The following is a 22723-nucleotide window of genomic DNA, read 5'->3' on the forward strand; positions in this document are numbered from 1 at the left end:
TTATCTATCTTCAGGAGTCAGTTATGTTTCCGAATGTCCTGGTCAATACAGATAAAAGGGGCTTACTTAAGCCGCCTGGCTTCCCACACAATGCTGATTTGATCGTTGATGACCTTGGTTACCCGGCCATCCGGCCCTTTGACAAACAGTAGCTTCCAGTTGATCGTCCGCACGAACAACCTGGTGTCCGAAATAGCCCCTAGTTCTAACCTGGGCTGGCCGGGTAGTTGGAGATAAAGCAGGCTGTCCACATGGCTGACAGTCATATGCCAGGTCTTGTCCCCATAATCGCCAAGAAGTGGGGCTGTTTGGGCGTTACTGAGCTTGACTTCCACCACCTGTTCAACAAAAGGAGAAATCCGGTTAAACCAGAATTGGTGCCAGACCGGCGACTCCCAGCCAAGAATAATACCTACCTGTAGGCTGCCAATCAGCAGCAGGCCAAGCCCCGTTATGGTATGAATGCGCCTGAACATCAGCCAGTCATAGATGAACAGCGGAATCAGCAGCGCGTCCAGGTAAAGAAACCGGGGAAACACGCCAGCCTGTATGCCCGGCAGGAAGCGGATTCGGTCGATGGCCGCCTGCATGATAACCAGCGTGGCCAGCAGAAGCAGGCGTTTGTGGGAGGCCCCATTTTTTCGGACCAGAATACCCCAGGTAAAGAACACCCCAAACAGCAGCATGCCGTAGAGTTGAATGAACAGAATGTCAAATTGGCCATCGGCCATCGGCGGATTATTGCCGATCAGGGCGCGAAACGTAACAATACCCATCGTGAGCCAAACCAATACGCCAAGGCCAACCGAAAGCAGGCCCAGTTTCCGATGGAGGGCTAACTTCCCCCTGACCGCCAGAACGCTTTGCATCAGGAATACGCCTAACCAGGCCGTCATGATGGCCCCATGCACATGGGTAAACCAATGGACCTTTACCTCTCCACTCAAGATGACCTGGTAGTCGGGAACAAACCCAAGCAGAACCAGGATCGGAAACAGAACGGCCATGACGACAAAGAAATAGCGATCCCGGCGGGTGGATTGTATGGCCGGGTTCTGATCCATGGTACTCGCGGGTTGAGCCGTACCGGCAGGTGTAGAAAATTTATTCATCAGGGCAGAATGTGTTCGTTTAAGTTTAAGGGTGTAGCGGGTTTCACCCCACTTATCGTGGACTGTGAAAGGAGAAATTGTCGGTTTGATCGAAGGAATCAATCAGATACTGTTGGATTCCTTCAACCAGGAACCAACAAGCCACCGATGCCAGAATCAGATAGAGACAAAACAGAGATAACAATACCCCATAGTCCAGTCGATAGCGAATCCGATGCTCAACCATTGGAGAGCGGGAAACGGCACGGAAACGAGTAAAAAGGTCCGGAGCTGAAACCAAGTCAGGAACAGTTGCCGAAGCCACTTTAATAGCGGGAAATAAGAAACGAGAGACTTTCATAGGGTAAGCGGTGAGGCTTGGCTAACTAAAAAATGGTAACCAAAAGTAAGGAGCCAAGAGTAGCTGTCGTTAGCAGGATAAGCCCTCATGCTATCAATCTGGTAACCCAAAAGAACAAGGGCTACCCGGCACGCTCTCGCGCTATCAACGGGGTAACAAATGCTGTAAATCTGGTAACGAGATTGACACGATACGAAAAAGGCCAACCTTGGCTGACCTCTCGAAGTAAGGGTGTAACGGGAACCAATAGTGGGCCTAGGGAGTAGAGCCCCCTTCGGCCACCATGTACTCCGAAGGGCTTTTGCCATATTGCTCCAGGAAGCATTTGGAGAAATAGGAATGAGAACTAAACCCGACCTGGTCGGCGATTTGGGCAATCGAGCCACTATTTCTGGCCAGTAATTGGGCGGCCCGTTGCAGGCGTGTTGTCCGGATAAAGTCGCTGGGCGACTGCCCCGTCAACGCCTGTAGTTTGCGGTATAGCTGCATCCGGCTCATGCCGATCTCATGGCCCAACACGTCAACACTGAACGCCATATCCCCTAAATGGTGCTCGATGATCGTCATCATCCGATTCAAAAACTGCTCATCGGTTGAGGTAATCGCGACATCTTTGGGTTGAAGCACTACCTGGCGACGATAACGCGCTTTCAACCGGCGACGTCCTTCAATGAGGTTATCGATGCGGGCCACCAGTTCACGCACCCCGAAGGGTTTGGTCAGGTAATCGTCGGCACCGGTTTCCAGACCTGCCACTTTGCTTTCTCCGGATGCTTTGGCCGTCAGCAGGATAACCGGAATGTGACTGGTTTTCTCATCGGCTTTCAGCCGCCGACACAGGTCGATTCCATTCATGTGGGGCATCATGATATCGGAAAGGATCAGATCAGGTAGGTATTTCTGAGCCAGCCGGTAGCCATCCCGTCCGTTGACTGCTTCCAGTACCCGGCAAACCAAATTTTCTTTTAGCGATTGGCGAATAAACTGGCGCAGGTCAGCATTGTCCTCCACGATCAGCACTAGTGGAGCGTTAGGGGATGCTTCATCAACGTCCTCGCTTAAAACCGGGCCGGATTCCAGGATCTTAACCGGCTCGTGGACCGTTACCGGACTACCGGAGTGCGTCGGCTCTGGATGAAATGGTGGCTGGCTCACCTGGGCTGGGTGTAGTAATTCCAGGGGTAGAGAAACCGTGAATTGACTGCCCTGGCCTGGTTCACTGGTGAGGGTAATGGTTCCCCCATGCAGTTCAACCAAGTCACGAGTCAGGGAAAGCCCAATGCCCGAGCCCTCATGCTCCCGGGCCAGGGAGCTATCAACCTGGTAGAATCGGTCAAAAATCCGTTCACGCTGCTCATCTGCAATCCCAATGCCACTGTCCTGAACGGTGAACTCTGCCAATAGGAAGGCTTTATGGGCTGTATGGCGGTGGTGCGCCGGAAGGGCCGATACCCGCATCAAAAGGACAATGACACCTGGGTCGGGCGTAAACTTGAAGGCGTTGGACAGCAGGTTGGTTACAATCTTTTCCAGCTTGTCGGTATCGGCCTTTACCCATAGGCTTCCATCAGGAGCCGAAACCTGGAATTTTATGTGCCGACTGACGGCCAGCGAAGCAAAGGAAGCGGTGATTCGGTGAAGAAAGTGGATCAGGTCCACCGGCTGGGTGTCCAGGCTCATTTTGCCGGCCTCTACTTTAGAGAGGTCCAGCAATTGATTGACCAGTTGGAGCAGTCGGCTAGCGTTCCGGTGCATGGTCTGGAACTGGGCCCGGTAAGGCGAGTGCTCCAACTCACCCCCCAGCCAGGTTTCCAGCGGACTCAAAATCAGCGTCAGCGGGGTACGGAATTCGTGGGAAATGTTGGCAAAGAACGTTGATTTCAATCGATCCATTTCCAGGACCTGCTCGGCTTTAAGCTCCCGAAGATTCCGTGCCGTTTTCAGTCGTTCGCGTCGTAATAGGGTTTTCCATCCCCCATAGAACAGCCCCACTACCGTGAACACATAGAGGGCGTAGGCCCAGGCGGTGCGCCACCAGGGAGGGGCAATCAGCAGGGTAATGGCTTTTTCGACCCAGACGCCATCGCTATTGGCGGCCTTTACCCGAAAGGTATAGGTTCCCGGCGGCACATTGTAATAATTGGCCGTGCGCTCACTACCCACCGGCCGCCAGTCGAGATCATAATTGTCCAGTTTGTAGCTATACTGGTGAAGTTGAGGATACCGAAAGTCGATGGCGGCAAAGTCAAGGGAAAAAACAGATTGGTTGTGCGACAGGTAGATGGTCTTGGCCTGCGCCAACCCTTCCCGCAGGGGCCCGTGTGGATCAGGGTAGACGGGTTGGTTACGTACACGCAGAGCAGCGATATTCAGCAAGGGAGGGATCGGCTGGCTTTGTAAGAGGTCTCTGGGCCGAAAGCGAAAATACTTACCCATACTGCCGAAAAACAGGCTGCCGTCGCGACTCTTGTAACTCGAACCAAAGAAAAAATCCTCTCCAGGCGAGATGCCATAATTAGCCCCAAACCAACGGACCGAATTGCGCCGGGCATTGATGGATACGATTCCGGCTGGGGTAGTAGCCCACAGATTACCGGCATCGTCTTCCAGCAGCGCCCTGACGAAAGGCAGAGCTCTGCCTGAGCGGGTATCCAGGAAGGGTAAAAACCGCTTACCCACTCGATCGTACCGGTATAGCCCGCTATAGGCTGCCACCCAAAGTGTGCCGGATGAATCCTCCAGTAGTTGGGTAATGACATTCCAGGGGAGGAAATGTGTAAATGTTCCGCTCACTCGATCCAGTAAATTAAGGCCAGCCTGGGTACCGACCCAAAAGCAGCCCGTCCGATCTTCCAGGACCGATAGGCAGGAACTGCTGCTAATGGAGGTCGTGTCATGGGGATCATGGCGATAGTGGATAAAACGCCCCGACAGGTCATCCATCCGATCCAGCCCACCCGCGGTTGGCACCCAGCGCCTTCCACTTCGGTCTTGATAAACGCCGATCACTTCGCTCGGGCTGAGACTGGCGGCCCGCAGAGAATCGTGTTGGTAGTGAGTGAATCGTTGGGTGGCGGGTTGGTAACGGTACAGGCCGTTTGTCCAGGTACTGACCCACCAATTTCCTTGCCGATCCCGGTCTAATCGGGTAATGTGATCAGTTAGTAAACGGGTCTGTCGGGCCATCTGCCCGAGCCAGGTCCGACTCGCCGGAGCGAGGGGGTGCTGGGCAATCAACCCGCTGATGGTCCCCAGCCAGAGTGTTCCCGCAGTATCCTCCCGAAAGATATGAACACCTGACCGGTTCTCTACCTTCGTAATGGGGTTGGTTCGGGCTGTCACCTTGACCAAATGCCCTGGTATGGTTCCCATCCAGAGCACACCCTCCCTGGTGCGACAGGCTGAAAGGAGGTTGAAATCGGGTAAGCCATCCGCGGGAGTTTCAATATGAGTAACCCGGCCCGATGCGGGTTCGTAACGGTTGGCACCCCCATCGAGTGTGCCGACCCAGATGGCGCCCATCGGATCTTCTGTAATAAAGCGTATGCCGTTGGAACCCATTTCCCACATGTTTTTCGACTTTGGGTACGGGCGGCTTAATTTTAGGGGTTTGCCTTCCTGGTAGGGATAGCGGGTAAACTGGCCGGTTTGGCGGTTCATCGTATGCAATCCGTCTCCACCCGTTCCTACCCAAAAGGTACCTCTACTGTCTTCAAAAAGCGCCAATACCCGGTTGTCGACCAGACTGTGCGTGTCGGTGGGGTGGTGGAGATAGCGCGTAAAGTGGCCTGTTTTCGGGTCCAGTTTATTCAATCCCCCGCCCCGATTTGTCTTACTCTCTGGATCGCCGGTTCCAATCCAGAGAGTACCCTGACGATCTTCATAAATGACCTGTATCTGCGGGTGACTCAGGCTGGTGGAATCCCTGGGATTGGCCGCATAATGGATGAAGTGGCCGGTTCGGGCCTCCCAACGATAGAGCCCGCTTCCTGAGCCAATCCAAAGGTTTCCCTGCCGATCCTCATGCAGGCTGGCGATGGCGTTCTCCTCAAAACTATAGTCTTTTCGATTCGTCAGCGGGTAGTGCGTACTGAAGCCCGTTTCCGGATCCAGGCAATCCAGCCCCGTCCCCCAGCCGCCCACCCAGACTCGTCCATCGCGGGTGGGGCAAACGGTTCGGATATAATCGCCAGAGAGCGAGTTAACCTTTTTGGGATCATGCTGGTATGTACGCCAGTCATATCCATCAAACCGGAGCAGGCCCGATCCGGTGGCCAGCCATAGGTATCCTTGCCGATCCTGCCGGATATCGGCGATTTCGTGCGGATCAAAACCGGGGGGCATGCTAACGGTTTCAACCGTTACGGACTGGGCCAGAAGCGACAGCCCAGTGGTCAGCAAGAAGGCCAGTGCCAGAATCAGTCGGTAAAAGGGGGCGGTCATTACATCGGAGGATAAAAAAGGCCAACTGGATAGAGCGTTGTGAAGATTGACCAGGTACCAACCACTCGAACCGAGGTCGTTTTAGATTCTTATCAGCATCCGATTAATGCCGATTTTGGCTCATTGCAACATGATACGAACGTTTGCCTTTCCGAAAGGGCGGGTTTTTGAATGCAACTGACTGGCAGGCTTTTTCTGCGTCATCGAAGGGCAAATTCAACTATTTATCTCAAGAAAGGGTACATTAACCGGATATCAAATGAATTTTACTTGCTTTGAGTAAACGGTCAATTCATGGGCTATTTAGAGCCTATTTCAGCCAACTGATTGACAACGAGCACGATTGACATTGGGGAAAAAATAGAATACCAATTAGGAAGCTTATACGACTAACGACATTGGACAGGCGTTGAATGATTGGCTAATAAAACCCCCTTTTCGGGAAACGATTTATAAATCCAAAAAGGGCAAGTGACAAATTTGGTCCCATTTTCAGATTTACCCGTCACTCGTTTATAGGTACTTTAATTTTTCAAATACTTTATTCTGAGGGCTATGGGCTTGAAAGAGTATGTTAGTAGCCTTAGGTGGGTTAATTCTCCACAAGTGGTGGCAGAAAGGGAATCTCGCCCTGATTAAACGTGGCTGTGATGATTGCGTCGTCGTGTGATTTTCCCCGATTGTGGTTTTAGTTGAATCGGCTAAGTGAAACAATAACCATTCGTGTTTCCTCACTAATTGTATCTACATGCTAAAAGACCAGATTGTTATCGTAGGGTTTCATGGATGCTATTAATTTTCACTAGACAACCCTTTTATTGGACGCTAACGCCGAGTAAATTATAAAGGAGAGGCACAGTAATTAACCTAAATGCCATTTCAGGAAAAAGCTGCATGAAATCCATCATAACTAAAACAAAGGAATGTCGAGCAATGCCTATTTACCAGACGCTGACCAATACTGTCCTCCGAAAATCACTGCATTACGATTGTAATTACTGATATCCATAATCCGGCGCATAGAATTTAACGACCGCCTTTCAGCACTTGCTGGTATTTTTCCAGTAACTCCGTATCATCCATTGAGCCATGATGATGAATCTGCTTCCAGTTGTTTTTAATGAAATGAAAAACCCGTGTTGTACGAATTTGTAATTCGAGCGTCAAATCCTCTTTTTTCAACGTTCCGCGCTCCCTGCCGACGACAAAGAATATCTCGCTCGTTCTGAACGCTGTATAATCGTAAAATTCGACTTCGACTCGTGACATACCACCAAAAATCCTTTCATAGACCGCTTTAATGTTCGCCCAACCGCGCATAATGCCGCCTACTGGATTGTCCATGACTGCTTCGTCTGATTGTTCCCAGTTTTGCTCCATCTTCATAATATCACGCTCATTAAAAGCCGCGTAAAAATCCGACAGTGCCTGCAAGTCAGGCGATAAGCTTCCTTTTTTCTCTTTACCTGTAATTGGTGTTTGCTCCGTCTTCATTTTGATGTTGGGTTTCGATTCTCGCTTATACACGCCCCTTCTTTTAGATCTACGCTGAAACGTATGATCAAGTCGATGCTAATTCTCGTTTTATAAGCTAAAATAGGTAACCATTCTGATGCTTCTTTTAATTAACATAATTCGCTCAGGCAATGCATCTGCCAACGAAGACAGGCGTCAATTAACGTAACTGTCGACTTCAACGACAGCATCGGCAAAGGCCCTTGGTGCTTCCTGGGGCAGATTGTGACCAATGCCTCCGGTAATGGTATGGTGTACGTATCTGCCATTGAATTTAGGCGCGTAGACGGATGGGTCCGGATGCGGTGCTCCATTGGCGTCGCCTTCGAGGGTGACGGTAGGTACCGTAATGATAGGGGCCGTAGCCAGTCGTTTTTCGAAGTCATCATACTGGGCCTCGCCTTCAGCCACACCCAATCGCCACCGGTAATTATGGATCACGATGGCCACATGGTCCGGATTGTCAAATGCAGCGGCTGACTGCTCAAAAACGGCATCGGTAAAGTGCCACTGAGGGGAGGCTAATTGCCAGATAAGCCTGGCAAAATCACGCCGATTGGCCTCGTAGCCCATCCGGCCGCGCTCGGTGGCAAAGTAGAATTGGTACCACCAGGAGAACTCCGCTTTGGGGGGCAGTGGTGCTTTGTTCGCTTGCGGGCTACCGATCAAATAACCGCTTACGGACACCATGGCCTTGCAACGCTCAGGCCAGAGTGCCGCGATGATGTTGGCTGTCCTGGCTCCCCAATCGAAACCAGCGAAGATGGCCTGCTGGATCTTAAGCGCATCCAGGAAAGCAATAATGTCGAGAGCAATCACCGACTGCTGCCCATTCCGAAACGTATTTGTTGAAAGAAAACGCGTAGTACCATGGCCTCGTAGATGTGGCATAATCACCCTGTAACCCGCTTTGGCCAGCAAAGGAGCAACATCGGCAAAGCTGTGAATGTCGTAGGGCCAGCCGTGCAGGAGCATTACAACGGGCCCATCGGCAGGGCCAGTTTCCGCGTAACCTATATTCAGTACGCCGGCATTAATCTGCTTCAATGTGCTAAATGATGAGTTAGACTGAATTTTTACAGGAGTACTAGGGGCAGGATTTAGGCCGTTGGCTTGTGCCTCTGCAGTACCAACAAGGCCGAACTGGGCTGATGCTAGACTTATTGCCGCAGCGCCCAAAAAGCGACGGCGATCATAGTTGAGTGCTTCTGTCATATCGTTTTCCATGATTATATTTTTTAAATGATTTGCTGTTGGCCAATAACGTTTCCCACCAGGCCTAACCCGATCAACATGTAGTCCACTAATCTGATTAGGTCATGGAATTTGGCAACAAAATGTACAAACAGTTGCAACACGTGTGGTTGACCGCTCCAATCCATTCCATTCCAGAATAATCTACTCCTTTAAAAACTGGCTAGAACACTTTCCCGCTAGTTTATTGTTGCCAACTTTTTTGGGCCCTTGTGATGCAACAGTCTGGAATTGGTCACTGAATTGTAAAAAATAAATTTCTAAGACTGACCACAATTGTCTTTCCAAAGTTTATAGAGTCAGAACGAACGATTAGCGGATAACTTTGCCGTAGTTTGTCGTCAAACCCCGATAAGAGGAGTTAATGCCAAGCACCTGCAGAGTAAGCTGATTATTCCCATCCGAACGACTCAGTATAGTAAGTTTTATCTGGCCTTTAATTGTCATCAGCAGGATACTTTTCAACGAGCTATCGTTCACTCCTGCAACGATTACAACCGTAGCTTAACCTAACGCTTGAAGGACCTTATGAACAGTAAAAAATTGCTAACGTACATACACATACGTTAGCAGGATGAATAAGCCATCTTGATACTGCACTGGTTTTGAAATACACTTAACTACTGAGAGTAAGAGACTACATAAAAGCCCTCGTTCTTAACCGAAAATTTATTCTTCGTTGACCAATTGTTAACCCGCAAGGAAGCGTAAACAGCCAGTTACTGAATATCGGTATCGGTTCAATTCGGGGTATATGAGATAACTGGCAGGACTGTTTTTTGATGCCAACGTCGTAATGTTGTGGTTAAGAATTACTTAACTTTACGTCAGCTTGTTAATGTCCCTTCAGTAGGGGACAGCCAGCGCCTGCTCGCCCTTGTGATTACTCAACTGATTACCTTCCTCTTCATGCCATGCGGTACCTCTCCTTACTTTGCCTGCTGCTAATCCTGGCTCTCCGAGTCATGGCACAACCCATGACCATCGCCGAGGCCAACCGCTTACGATCGACGCTGAATGAGGGCCAAGCGGACACCCAACAGGTTCAAGCCCGGCTGCGATTGGGTGATTTTTACCTGCATAAGACCCTACATGTTAAACCCAGCCTCGACTCGGCACTGACCATGGCCCAGCAAGCCCTGACGCTTTCCCGCCGATTGGGCTACGCCAGAGGAACTGAAGATGCGGTTTTTCTACAGGGCAGTGTCTATATCCGGCAGCGAAGGCCTGAACTGGTCGAGCAGATGCTCAAGAGCGTGAATGAAACCAACCAGATCCGGCTGCTGCTGGAATTGGGTAAAAGCTGGCTTCGTGCCACCATGACCAGGGACGTTGACTGGAGCAGGGCCCGTAGCTACTTTGGGCGGGCCGATTCCCTGAGTCGGCTCATCCATAGCCAGCATTGGCAGCAAGAAAGTCAGTTGTTGATGGGATTAAGCTACTTACTGAATGGTGACTGGCCCACCGGCATGACCTACTTCCTGCCAGTAATTCAGGCTCGTCGGGCCTCCGGTGACAAGGCGGGCGAATTGTGGGCCCTGTTAAAATGGGTCACCGCTTCGCAAAGAGGCCATAAGGAAGAGCGGATAGGGTTTGCCAATCGGGCTTTGACGCTGGCCCGACAACTGGGGGATAAGCCCAAACAGGCCGCCCTGTTACTGGTACTTGGCTATAATTACCAATTATTGGTAAATCTGAAACAAGCCCAGAAGGAGGCCGATCAGGCACTAGCCATCTATAAGGCGATTGGACCCAGGGCAATCTATCAGATCTATACAAGACTGATGACTGAAAGCGACTTCATCCATCGCACTTATCTGATCGATTTCTCAAGCCCTTACTTTCTACTAACCGATATCCATTTACAAAAGAATAATCTGGACCAGGCCTTACGGTACTACCTGAAAATCATTGAAGAAGCTGAAGCCCATAAGCTACCCAATGATCTGGATTATCTCTATTTTATGATCGGCAATGTATATTACGACTGGAATCAGTTTGACAAGAGCATCGACTACTACCAGCAGTCACTAGCTGTTAGCCAGCAGAAAGGAGAGGTTGTTATCTACGGAGGGATGGTTAGACGACTGGTTGCCTGCTTGCTCAAGCAAGGTAAAACGCAGCAGGCTTTAACCCTGCTCAAAGACATTGTTTCACAAGACCCACCTGTCTATCCCGCCTTTCTGGCAAAACAAATTCTATTACGCAGCTTTGGTGATTGTTACAGTGCACTGAAGCAATACCGGCTTGCCGAAACTTACTATTTGCAGGCTCTTCAGTGGTCGGAGAATGGGCCGGAAGGGGTGAGCCAAAATCTGGCTCGTTTACAACTGAGTCAGTTTTATGTGACCACTGGCCAGTTTGCCAAAGCCAGTCTTTACCTGAAAAAGGTGGCCAATGTTCCTGATTATAAATACCCCTTGCCCAACAGGCAGGAAATTGTTTGGTTGCGCTTTAAGGTTGACTCCGCGTTTGGCCACACCGCATCGGCGCTGCGGCACTACCAGCGTTACAAGGCCATCAATGACTCTGTCTTTAACCAGACCAAGAGCCAGCAGCTTGCCGAGTTGGGTATCCGCTACGAAACCCAAAAGAAAGAACAGGACTTGCAGTTGAAGGCAAAAAACATCGCTTTGTTGACTCAGCAGGGCCAGACCCAGCAAACCCAGCGCAATGGCCTACTGGCAGGGACGGCCCTGCTGATGGGCCTGTTGGGCCTGAGTGTCAACCGTTACCGGCTCAAACAACGCAGTACCCAACTCCTGGAGGTTAAACAAGAGCAGATCAACCACAAGAATCAGGAGTTGCAGCAACTCCTGATGGATAAGGAGCGGCTGCTCAAGGAGATTCATCACCGGGTCAAAAACAACCTCCAGGTGGTGATGAGTTTACTCAACTCCCAGGCCAGTTATCTGTCGGATAATGCCGCCCTGTCGGCCATCCAGCAGAGTCAGCACCGCTTGCAGTCCATGGCCCTGATCCACCAGAAGCTTTATCAGGCTCAGGGCGTGGCCTGTATTCCGATGGATGATTACATTCAGGAGGTAGTGGCTTACCTGCGGGAGTCCTATGAACTGCCCCAACCGATTGGCTTTGAGTTGCAGGTGGAGCCCATTGAACTGGACGTCACCCAGGCGGTTCCCTTAGGCTTGATCATCAACGAAGCCATCACCAATGCCCTCAAGTATGCCTTTCCCCATGATCGTTCCGGAACGATCAGTCTGGCCTTTCATCGGCTAAAGCCCACTACGTTTGAGCTAAGGATTACGGATGATGGGGTCGGTTTACCGGCCGATTATGATCCTGCTCGTAGTCACTCTTTGGGTATGACCCTGATTGAAGGCTTTAGTCAGCAACTGGGCGGGGAGTTAACGATTCGTAATAACGCTGGCTTATCGATCAGCTTACTGTTTCAGGATGAGCAACTGACCAGTACTGCTTCCAGTGTAGGCACTACTTCGACGATGGTTTACTGACGATAGTTGCCTATAACCAGGAATTCCATCGATTGTCTTACTTGGATTGTTGCTTCAATTAACGATCCTTCCCGTTCGGCTAAGCGGTGAGCAACAACCTGTACACCTGTGTCGGCGTTATGCCTTGACAACTTGACTCAGACTATAAATCTCCAAAATCAGTGAAAAAATTTTACCCAAATTCTTCACTGATTTTGGAGATTTTGGAGGATGAACAACTATTTGTAAACTATTAACTTTATGTAAAAAGTTGATTTTCAATACGTTTAATAAATTGTAGTTGGCTTTTTATTTATGGTATGCCAATTGGTATATGATTCATGCCTTGCTGTTGTAAGGACTCGTTCATACCAACGCTACCAATTTTATGGAATCGACTTTACGTTTAACCAGTCCTTTAGAGCATGCTTTCGACAGAAAGTACAGCTACGGAAACGTACTTAAATCAGACCATAAGCATCCCTTCAGGCTCTACTACGAACGCCTGATTAGTGATTGCTACTTCCATACTTATGCGCGTGTAGTTCAGGTAGTCAAGGCCTGGAAGGAATTAGTCCGGACAAAGATTCCAACCAGATCATGTAACTCTGGCTAATGGATAAAGAGGTACTGTTAATTCATATTTCGGCAGAGTTTCATCAGACAAGCCGACTAGTCAGTCTCGAACGTTCCCGTATTTATCGTATGTATGCTTCGCCATTCTGATCGGCAAGGTCATAAAGGTGCCTGCTTGTACTATCGCAGCATTACTACAAAACTCTACTAACCAACGCTTCATCGATTCAAGAGCAGAGTGGCTGACTAGTATAGTAAATCAATTCTTTCCCAGACGGTGGTGCTTGCGAACGGTGCTCGTTCGTCCATGCCATCCTTGTTTCAACAATAAACAACAAATAACGATGAACAAATTTGTATGCACAGCATTGGTACTCATTGGATTGGTGAGTACCACATCGGCACAGGTAGCACTGGTTCCCAAAGCGGGACTCAACCTGGCCCGTATTGCATTCGACCAGGCTAACAACAACGATACCCGCACACGCGGAGTATTTGTGGGGGGAATTGGCGTGTTGATTGGCTCGCCGTTTACCGTCTTTTCCCTTCAACCCGAAGTACTGTTTTCTCAGAAGGGATATCAGCGTGCCAAAAACGATCGATTCACGGTGAATTACATCGAGATTCCCGTAATGGGTCGATTGAGCTTAGGCAGTAATCAGACCCGTGGTTATTTAGGTATTGGCCCTTCCTACGGTTTCGCCATTGGAGGGAAGAATCGGGGAACCGATGGAAAAGACGTCAAAGTTGAATTTGGCGATGGACCCGGTGAAACGAACCGATCGGACTGGGGCTTGCAATTCGGTTTGGGGCTTAGCCAGCGGCTGGGTATCGGTGCGCTACAAATCGAAGGCCGGTATGGTTTGGGCCTTTCCAACATTAGTTCGGCAGAGTCGCATAACCGGGTCATTTCATTTACGGCAGGCTACGCCATCCCAATACGTAGTCGCTGATCATTCAACGTATGGATGTAAACGACATCCTCGTAAGCCACTGTCTGTGGAAAGACATAAACCTGTAATTGGCTTCGATTTCCGCGATTCTATTCGCCTTGCTTCCTGACTGAATTTTATATGACTTAATAAAAATGACATGAATGCTACCGATCAACACACCGAATTTACCCGGCAGATTACCCAGTTCATGAGTCCATTACGTCAACTTGCCCTTCAGTTTACAAAAGACCAGGAGGATGCCAATGATCTGGTGCAGGACACGCTGCTGAGAGCGTACAGGTATTGGCACAAATTCAGGCCCGATTCTAATCTGAAAGCCTGGTTATTTACAATCATGCGCAACACGTTTATAACGTGTTGTCAGCAGAAAAAGCGCGAACGACGGGTAATTGTATCGGCGCATTCCGCTGATTTGGCTAATTCACCCCTCAATTCTATAGCAAACGGGGCAATTAGCGAGGACTTACAGGAGGACATCTGGACAGCTGTTACCCAATTGATGGCGATGCATCAGGAGGCTTTTCTCCTGCATTTAGCTGGTTATAAGTATTTTGAAATAGCTCGTAAGTTAGCGATTCCGATAGGAACGGTGAAAAGCCGAATCTTCATTGCTCGGAAGGAATTGCAGCGTCGAATAATCCGGTAATACGCTTAATGTCGTCGAGTGAATGTAGACAGTATACATTCTGCTGATTTGAAAATTGAGCCGGATTGGCATTGTCAGCCTGGATTGATTAACTGGCTAATCGTATGAATGGGAACTATCAACGACAACGGTTGGCCTACTTATATGCTTTCTTTCTTCCCGTTTAAGCCTTAGCTGAGCGAATGACATCCTGACCGGAAGCGGATCAGGGCTGTCATGGCTTTCTCAACCAAAACCATTAATTGTCATGAAAAATCTTTATATCTCTATCGGTTTAGTCGTCGCGCTGATTGGCTGTAGCCCGCGCGTTACTGTGGATAAAACCCAAACGATTGATTTTAATCACTATAAAACATACGGCTGGATGGATTCGGATGTAAACGCGGGACAAAATCCGCTGTATTACAACCAAATCGCCACGCAACGTGTAGAGCAAACCGTTACTATGGTGTTAAGCCAGCGGGGACTGGATTCAACGAAAAACATGCCCGATCTGCTGGTCGGTTATCACTTCTTTGTTGAAGATAAGACGCGTTTAGTCACCAACAATCCGGCACCGACTCCCGTATATGGGCCTTACTATGGCTGGGGCCGCTGGGGATATCGGAACTGGCGCCCATCCTGGTGGAGTTGGAACACCTGGGGGCCGATGTACTCCCAGGAAAAATACGAAGCCGGTACTGTGGTAATCGACATGGTTGATGCTAAAACCAAACAGTTGATCTGGCGGGGCTCTGTACAAAGTGCCATAATAGACCCTGCGCGCATCAGCGATCAGTTACAACGGGATGTACAACGTATTATCGAACAATTCCCGCAACGGAAAAGCCAGCTATCTCAAAGCAAATAGCGTCTGAAGTCAGGGAATCGTAACGCTCAATGATAACAGCAAACAGGTTAGTGCTGGGTCAATTTAAACCTATAAGGTTTTTGACACCGCACCGGCGGCCGGCTTATAGGTTTTGTCATCATGACTGGTACAGATAAAATAGAAATGGGAAGAGTACCAGTTGATACTGACCGTATTCATGCCACTGGTTGTGATTAAGACATTTCCTTATTCCGGAATGTTGATCATAAACCTGTAAGCTTATTCGCTCTATGTGTCTGACCGATTTGACATAAGGCCATTAATCGAAAAAATAGTGTTGAGTTTCTGACAGTTAATCGGCCGACTTATTCCGCTTAATGTCCATTCGTATCATCTTGGCTTCGAGCGTTGTTGGTTTAATGTTCAGCAGTTCAGCGGCTCCGCCATTTCCTCGAATCCGATAATTCGCTTGTTTCAACGCGGCCAGAATATTGTCCCGTTCGGCCTGATCAAATGGTTTGACAAAGGTAGTTGACTGACTGGCAATAGGAGTTATTGTGGAGTGAGTTGTCAAGGATTCACGTAACGAGATCTCGGGCGTAGTGCTCATAATAGCAGCCCGTTCCAGCAGATGCTCCAGCTCCCGGATGTTGCCCGGCCAGTGGTAATTCTGGAGTTGTTCTAACGACGTTTTCGAAAGGCCCGTCAGCCTTTTGCCCAGTTTCTTGGCGATCTTCGCCAAAAAGAAATTAGCAAGAGGAATCAGGTCTTCTTTCCGATCCCGTAGTGGAGGCAGATTAATGGGAAATACATTCAGCCGGTAATACAGATCCTGACGGAACCGACCAGCAATTACCTCTTGATGCAAATCACGATTGGTAGCAGCAATCACCCGTACATCGCAATAAATAGACCCTTTACCCCCAACACGTTCAATCTCCTTTTCCTGCAACACACGCAGTAATTTCGGTTGCAACTCCAGGGGTAACTCGCCAATCTCATCAAGGAAAATAGTGCCGCCATGGGCCAGTTCAAACTTGCCAACCCGCTTATCGACAGCGCCTGTAAATGCTCCTTTTTCATGGCCGAATAACTCCGACTCGATGAGATTAGTGGGCAGGGCCGCGCAGTTGAGCTTGATTAAGGCTTTGGTCTTACGGGTTGAGCGATTGTGGACAGCGCGTGCGATCAGTTCTTTACCCGTACCGGTCTCACCCTGAATCAGAACGGTGTAATCGGTTGGAGCCACTTGCTCAATGCTGTTGAACACAGCCAGCAAAGAGGGGCTAGTCCCAATGATTTCCTCAAAATTAGCCCCAGTTTTTACTTCTTCCTGCAGATAGGTATTTTCCTGGCGCAGTTGTTCACTGAGCTGCTCGATCTTATCAAAAGCCAGTAATCGATCAACAGTCAGGGTGAGCGACGGCTGCATTCGTTGAAGTAAAGCCAGGTGATAGGGCTGATAGGTGTCTGGCTGCCGGCTAAAAAAGGAAACAAAGAAGGTGCCATTTTGCGCCGTTTTTAATGGAATCGTCAAATTTGACTCTAGTCGGAACGTTTTGGCAATGAGTGCTTTTAATGGATTTTGCCGACATATCGCGACAAAATCAGCTCCGTTATAAAGAGCCTCTCCATCGTAAGGAACCTGGGCGAGAATCTGTTGATACTTTTCCATTGACAGGCTGGTCATTTGCAGAAATGTATCCGTCCCAATGGTTTGATAATCATCCAGACCAATCCTGAAGAAACTATAGGAGCGGAATGCATTCTGGGTCGGTTCTCGTTCCGGCCCAATAACCATATAATCGAATGGAATGTAGGGCTGGAAAAGCCGGGCAACGGTTAGTAACCGTTGTTCCCAGTTACTCCTTTCCGAAAGCGCATCTGTTAATTTAATTTGTAGTGCCTGCTCCTGTCGTACCTGTAGTTCGATGCTATGAGCGTGACGATAATGGGCAATTTCCAGCGCTACCAGCACATCTTTTTCACGGAAAGGCTTCACCAAAAAACCATAAGGTTTGGTCATTTTGGCTTGCTCGAGAATGCTGGTATTGGTATTGGCCGACAAATACACGAATGGGATAGCTTCTTTACTAAGCTGCCAGGCCAGATCAATACCCGTTTGCGCCCCCTTGAGGTGGATGTCCAGCAAAACCAGATCGGGTCGTTGCTGGTGAATGAGCTCCAGGGCTTTTTCCACTGTAAAAGCAATGCCACTGACCCGGTAGCCCGCTTTTTTCAGGATAATCTGCAAATCATTGGCTACCGCGAATTCATCTTCTACGAGCAGAATAGTTTGTGGAGATTCTTGGTTGACGTTTATGGCATTAAGTGGCATAGTTGACACAGAAACGGTTATGGGCAGGACTTGGTTGTTCTTCGCTAAACACTAACTGGAAACTTAATCCCAGGCAGCTACTCAGGCTTAAATGACCACATAGCTATTCATGGCAGCCAGGCATATCGTGGCACACAAACCACTGGTTGGTCATCCTTTTGAGGGGTCATTTTCACTACTCCTCAACTCGTTCTACGTTTTTCGGGTTCTTGCCTCTTCCAGATCCAATTCGCGTTCTTTCGCCCGGATTAAATGATCAGCAAATATATTATCCCGGTGCATTTTCTTTAAGGCATCACGCCTGACCCGAATAATTTCGAGCAACATATCCCGGTAGGTTTTCATAAAAGATGGTGATAAGTCATCATCGGCAAGCAGGCTTTTATTCGCTAGCTCAGCCATCCGCTCATACCTGCTTTTTACGCGGGCAAAAACAGGAATTTCAGCAATCTCGGTTGGGCAGTTTCTGTCTAAATATTCAATTACAGCAATCGCTAATTTGTAGCGAATCGTATTTTCCTGCTGAACGTCATTCTCGTGGGTTTCCAATTTTAGCCAGCGTAATAAAAACGGCAGGCTAAGCCCTTGTAGAATCAACGTGGCTAGTATAACCGTGAAGGTAATAAACAATATTAAGCTCCTGTACGGAAATTCCATACCCGTTGAGAGGGTTAATGGGATCGCTAAAGCAGAGGCCAGTGATACGACACCACGCATGCCACTCCACCCGACAATGAAGACCGCTTTCCACTCAAACCTGTCTTCATCAGGTGCTCGCCTGGGTTTAAGTAAGCGGGTTAAATAGTTCACTGTGAACACCCAGAACAACCGAATGATAATAGTTACGAAACTGATAATGATCGCATAAAAAATAATGAGCGGGAAGGAATAACTCTCTATCCCTTTGATTATTTGCGGTAACTGTAATCCGATTAAAATGAAGACAATTCCGTTCAGGAGAAAGACGAGAACAGACCAAACCGTTAACGACTGCAAACGGGAGTTATAGGCGAAAATATCGGCAGATCGATAGGATATTAACAGTCCACCGCTAACCACTGCTAATACACCGGAAAAATGAAAGTGCTCGGCCGTCAAATACATTAAATAGGGTGTAATCAACGTGAGTGCTGTGTCTGTGCTGGCCGTTGTCGGTAAGTTTTTATGGATTAAATAAACCAAATGGCCAATGGCGAGGCCAATAACGACACCCATGATGACTACAGAGAAAAATCCTACTGCCGCATCCCAAAAAATAAACTGGCCTGTGAGGATACTAATCAGTGCAAACCGGAAGACGATTAAACTGGTGGCATCATTTAGTAAACTTTCCCCATCCAAAATGGTGGTCACCCGCCGGGGAATCTTCAGTTTCTGTAGAACGGACGTAGCAGCAATAGCATCAGGTGGTGAAATAATACTCCCTAATAAAAACCCGGCAGCCAATGAAAAATTGGGAATCAACCAATAAGAAACAAAGGCAATACCAGTAGCGGTAAAAATGACCAGGCCAACTGCTAAAGTGCATATGGATTGACGTAAATGCCAAAACTCGCTCCAGGCAGTATTCCAGGCAGCTGAGTAAAGTAATGGAGGCAAAAAGATGAGAAATATAATATCGGGCCTCATTCTCACCAGGGGAACCCCTGGAATGAAACTGATAATAAGCCCCGCAAGGACCAATACGATCGGGTAGGGGACTTTAAGTTTTTCACTTAAAAGCGCCAACATGGAAACAGCGAATAACATTGTCAGCACAAGGAGCAAATGGTTTTCTAGCATGGTGCAAACATCAACATGTTGGTAATTAAAAGGTTAGGCTGGATTCTGTACTAAAATATGACTACTCTTTTAATTAAAAAACAGGACATAGTTGCTGAATCAGCAAATCTGCCCGGCTCAATCTGCCTGCTTCGCATACAGTTTATTAAGCTTTGTTCTGGCCCTTTTAAGCCGCATTTTTACGGCACTGGCCGAAAGCATAAACCGAGCCTGGATGTGTTCAATGGATTGACCATCGCGATATTTGAGATATAACATGATTCTATCCGTTTCTGGAATACTACTAATCAGCGCCAGCATCCTGCTTTCTGCCGGGTCCTGCAGGCTTGTACTTTCCTCAAATGTTATTGCGAAATCACCTGCACTCCCCTCATGATTTTCATTGAGTTGGGAGGTTGGCAGACGCTTTGAATTCCGGAAAAACTCCCGATAGTGATTGTAAGTAATCGTGTATAGCCAGGTAGAAAAGGATGATAGCTCCCTGAAGGAATGCAGGTGGTCAAATGCTTTTAATAAGATATCCTGTGCGAGATCAAACGCGAGGTCCGAATCCTGGCAAAGGGAAAGACATTTATTGTATACTTTTGGGTAGTATCGTTGGTATAGTACGCTCATCCCCAATTGGTTACCCATACGATGTTGCTGAACCCAGTAATCATCACCCGTAGTTAAAGTAAGCTGGTCAATTTTCATGGTAGTAATTGGTTTAATTGATAAGGAACTGTCAATCCAGGTGGCAAAGGCTTCAGACTGGCCAAAATGATACCGCTACCCTGAAATAGGGCTTGCAGTCAGTTGCCGCTTTATTTGTTTAGTGCGTATTCTTAAAAGTCCACCCTGTTCGCCAGACGCTTGAAGTGGTCCGAACAGGTATCTGATTCTGACACTTTTTCCTGAATCGTTTTTCTTCGATTCACGCTTTTCTAACTCCTGTTCATGGTTCAGTTGGGGGTAGTCGAAAAGTGTGCCAGATCCCGAATTCGCTACCAATTTGGTGTGAAAACCCTCTTTATTCGCTCAGAAACGGCTTTCCTGAAAGCTTCGACTTATCGCTTAGCGAAGCAAGAGTCTATAAACTCCAATCACATGGAGTTTATAGGCTACGATGACTCCATGTGATTGGAGATGGTGGCTGGTAGTTCACAGCGAAGCCAGATTTTGGCGGTTAATCGGTCAATTTGCTTTAGTCTGGCCAGTCGACAAAAGCTTCAATGGGGGCGCTTACTGTGCCCTTGTGGGCCAATTATTTTTTAACGACTACCGTGTGACCAAGGCAATGAGCCTGCATCTATAGGGGCATCAAACCAGTTTAAAATCTCTCAACATGATAAAAGTATTGTTTGCTCCTCTTTTAGCCGCAGCGGGTGGCTTTGGCCTTGCGGTTCAGGATACCCCAGGCAATGCCCAGATCAGACAGTCGGTCAAAGACCCGGTGGTCTCCGATGCGGTCCGACCTTTTCACATCAACGTTCCCGAAGTTGAACTGGGTGAACTCCGCCGACGCGTGTTGGCCACTCGATGGCCCGAGCGGGAAACAGTTACGGATCAATCTCAGGGTGTAAAACTGGATAAGATTCAGGCACTTGTTCATTACTGGGGAACCGGCTATAACTGGCGTAAGGCAGAAAAGAAATTAAATGCGCTGCCTCAATTCGTTACAACGATTGACGGACTCGACATTCAGTTTGTGCATGTCCGCTCTAAACATCCCAACGCACTACCCCTCATTATGACTCATGGCTGGCCAGGTTCCATATTCGAGCTTATCAAAGTAATTGGTCCGCTCACCGACCCCACCGCATACGGTGGCCGTGCAGAGGACGCATTTGATTTGGTTCTGCCCTCCATGCCGGGTTATGGATTTTCGGAAAAACCGAAGGGTACTGGCTGGGATGCAGATCGCATTGCAAAAGCCTGGGCTGTACTGATGAAACGATTGGGCTATAAGCACTATGTGTCTCAGGGTGGTGATTGGGGTTCGGTGGTTGCCGATAAGATGGCGCATCAGAAGCCAGCCGGATTGCTGGGTATCCACGTCAATATGCCAGCCACCGTGCCAGCAGACGTAGCAAAAGCCCTCAACGATGGCGATCCGGCTCCTGCCGGATTGTCTGATAAAGAGAAAGCCGCATTCAAGTCTCTCAATTATTTATACACAAAAGGCAGTGGGTACGCTGCCATGATGGTGACCCGACCGCAAACTCTGGGCTATGGACTAACGGATTCACCGGCAGGTCTCGCAGCTTTTTTCTATGATAAGTTCAATGAGTGGACGTATAGCGGTGGAGATGCTGATAAAGCATTTACAAAAGATGAGATGCTCGATGATATTACACTCTACTGGCTGACCAATACGGCTGTCTCTTCCGCCCAGCTTTACTGGGAAAATAACGCCAACAACTTCAACGCCGTGGATATTTCGATTCCTGCTGCTATAACAGTCTTTCCCGGAGAAATCTACCAGGCGCCACGAAGCTGGGCCGAGCGTAGTTATCACAAACTCATCTATTTCAATGAGGTCGATAAAGGTGGTCACTTTGCTGCCTGGGAACAACCGGAGCTCTTTTCGGCCGAACTCCGGGCTGCGTTTAAATCATTGCGTGGCGTAACGAATTAGTACATGAAGCAGCCGCTTACGCTACCTGATGTCGGCAGCAAAAACGAATTATAAAACGCAAAAATCATGAACAGGCTATTACTTGGGCTTTACTTGTCGGTCACATTCATTCTGAGCACTAGGACGCAGGCACAGGTGAAAAACATTGTACTGGTTCACGGGGCCTTTGCCGACGGATCCGGCTATCAAAAGTTGTATACTATTTTAAACGGTCATGGCTATAAGGTCAGTATCGTTGGTAATCCGAATACGGGGGTGGAAGATGATCTGGCCGCCACCAAAAGGATATTGGATCGACAGGAAGGGCCTGTCATTCTGGTTGGGCATTCGTATGGTGGAGCGATCATTACGCTGGCCGGGAATTCGCCAAATGTTGTCGGTCTAGTCTACATAGCCGCATTTTCCCCTGATGAAGGAGAATCGCTCGGACAATTACTAAGTACTTATCCAGCTGATCCTAAGTCCGGAATACTTCCTCCGGTAGATGGGTTTGTCTGGTATGATCAGGCGAAATTCCATGCTGGTTTTTGCGCTGATCTGCCAAATGAAGTAGCTGAATACATGTATGCTTCTCAGGTTCCAGTGGCCGTATCTGCCTTTACGCATGTATTCAAGAATGTCGCCTGGAAAACGAAGCCAACCTGGCACATTGTTGCCACAGAAGATCATTCTATACCACCAGATCTAGAGCGGTTCATGGGCAAACGAACAGGTGGTACCGTTTCGGAGATCAAAGGAAACCACGTAATCTTTATTTCACAACCAAAAGCGGTTGCTGCAATCATAGAAACGGCGGCTAAGCATTCCTTGCTGAAATAAATCATAGAACACAGAATCTAACCTGCCCTTACCCATTGGACAGACTAGATTTCAAACAG

14 protein-coding genes are annotated in these 22723 nt (G+C 48.5%); 6 read left to right on the plus strand and 8 right to left on the minus strand.

Annotated features, from left to right (window positions below; translation table 11 throughout):
* Positions 1 to 62 precede the first annotated feature (62 nt).
* From GJR95_RS36410 to GJR95_RS36430, 5 genes are all read right to left on the minus strand, one after another.
* Positions 63 to 1112, minus strand: a complete 1050-nt coding sequence (locus tag GJR95_RS36410) for a hypothetical protein (RefSeq protein ID WP_162390535.1) — start codon at positions 1110 to 1112, stop codon at positions 63 to 65.
* Positions 1113 to 1164: 52 nt separating this feature from the next.
* Entirely contained in the window at positions 1165 to 1452 is a 288-nt protein-coding gene (locus GJR95_RS36415) for a hypothetical protein (protein WP_162390536.1), read from the minus strand.
* A gap of 255 nt (positions 1453 to 1707) precedes the next feature.
* On the minus strand, positions 1708 to 5895 hold the full coding sequence (locus tag GJR95_RS36420; RefSeq protein WP_162390537.1) for a hybrid sensor histidine kinase/response regulator transcription factor: 4188 nt from the start codon (positions 5893 to 5895) through the stop codon (positions 1708 to 1710).
* Between the two features lie 1026 nt (positions 5896 to 6921).
* On the minus strand, positions 6922 to 7389 hold the full coding sequence (locus GJR95_RS36425; protein ID WP_162390538.1) for a YybH family protein: 468 nt from the start codon (positions 7387 to 7389) through the stop codon (positions 6922 to 6924).
* A gap of 177 nt (positions 7390 to 7566) precedes the next feature.
* Positions 7567 to 8637: an alpha/beta fold hydrolase gene (locus tag GJR95_RS36430; RefSeq protein ID WP_232540975.1), complete on the minus strand. Its 1071-nt coding sequence runs from the start codon at positions 8635 to 8637 to the stop codon at positions 7567 to 7569.
* Positions 8638 to 9578: 941 nt separating this feature from the next.
* On the opposite strand from GJR95_RS36430, the gene GJR95_RS36435 reads away from it, so the two are divergent.
* The 4 genes from GJR95_RS36435 (at position 9579) to GJR95_RS36450 (ending at position 15147) form a co-directional block, all read left to right on the plus strand.
* Positions 9579 to 12140: a tetratricopeptide repeat-containing sensor histidine kinase gene (locus GJR95_RS36435; RefSeq protein WP_162390539.1), complete on the plus strand. Its 2562-nt coding sequence runs from the start codon at positions 9579 to 9581 to the stop codon at positions 12138 to 12140.
* An 899-nt stretch (positions 12141 to 13039) separates the two neighbouring features.
* Positions 13040 to 13648, plus strand: coding sequence for a porin family protein (locus GJR95_RS36440; RefSeq protein ID WP_162390540.1), 609 nt, complete (start codon positions 13040 to 13042; stop codon positions 13646 to 13648).
* A 139-nt stretch (positions 13649 to 13787) separates the two neighbouring features.
* Entirely contained in the window at positions 13788 to 14297 is a 510-nt protein-coding gene (locus GJR95_RS36445) for an RNA polymerase sigma factor (RefSeq protein WP_232540976.1), read from the plus strand.
* A gap of 247 nt (positions 14298 to 14544) precedes the next feature.
* Positions 14545 to 15147: a DUF4136 domain-containing protein gene (locus GJR95_RS36450; protein WP_162390541.1), complete on the plus strand. Its 603-nt coding sequence runs from the start codon at positions 14545 to 14547 to the stop codon at positions 15145 to 15147.
* Positions 15148 to 15460: 313 nt separating this feature from the next.
* Here the strand turns inward: GJR95_RS36450 and GJR95_RS36455 are convergent, their stop codons facing one another.
* The 3 genes from GJR95_RS36455 to GJR95_RS36465 form a co-directional block, all read right to left on the minus strand.
* A complete protein-coding gene (locus GJR95_RS36455; RefSeq protein ID WP_162390542.1) occupies positions 15461 to 17446 on the minus strand; it encodes a sigma 54-interacting transcriptional regulator in 1986 nt (661 codons plus the stop codon).
* 192 nt (positions 17447 to 17638) lie between these two features.
* Positions 17639 to 19228 carry a Na+/H+ antiporter gene (locus GJR95_RS36460; RefSeq protein WP_162390543.1) on the minus strand — a complete coding sequence of 530 codons (1590 nt, stop codon included), beginning with the start codon at positions 19226 to 19228 and terminating at the stop codon, positions 17639 to 17641.
* A gap of 117 nt (positions 19229 to 19345) precedes the next feature.
* On the minus strand, positions 19346 to 19921 hold the full coding sequence (locus GJR95_RS36465; RefSeq protein ID WP_162390544.1) for an RNA polymerase sigma factor: 576 nt from the start codon (positions 19919 to 19921) through the stop codon (positions 19346 to 19348).
* 631 nt (positions 19922 to 20552) lie between these two features.
* Here GJR95_RS36465 and GJR95_RS36470 point away from each other — a divergent pair.
* Together GJR95_RS36470 and GJR95_RS36475 are read left to right on the plus strand one after the other, a co-directional pair.
* Positions 20553 to 21845 (plus strand): epoxide hydrolase family protein, encoded by a 1293-nt coding sequence (locus tag GJR95_RS36470; protein WP_162390545.1) that lies wholly within the window; start codon positions 20553 to 20555, stop codon positions 21843 to 21845.
* A gap of 66 nt (positions 21846 to 21911) precedes the next feature.
* On the plus strand, positions 21912 to 22664 hold the full coding sequence (locus GJR95_RS36475; RefSeq protein WP_162390546.1) for an alpha/beta hydrolase: 753 nt from the start codon (positions 21912 to 21914) through the stop codon (positions 22662 to 22664).
* The last annotated feature ends 59 nt before the right edge of the window (positions 22665 to 22723 follow it).

This window comes from Spirosoma endbachense, from assembly GCF_010233585.1.
Lineage (GTDB): Bacteria > Bacteroidota > Bacteroidia > Cytophagales > Spirosomataceae > Spirosoma > Spirosoma endbachense.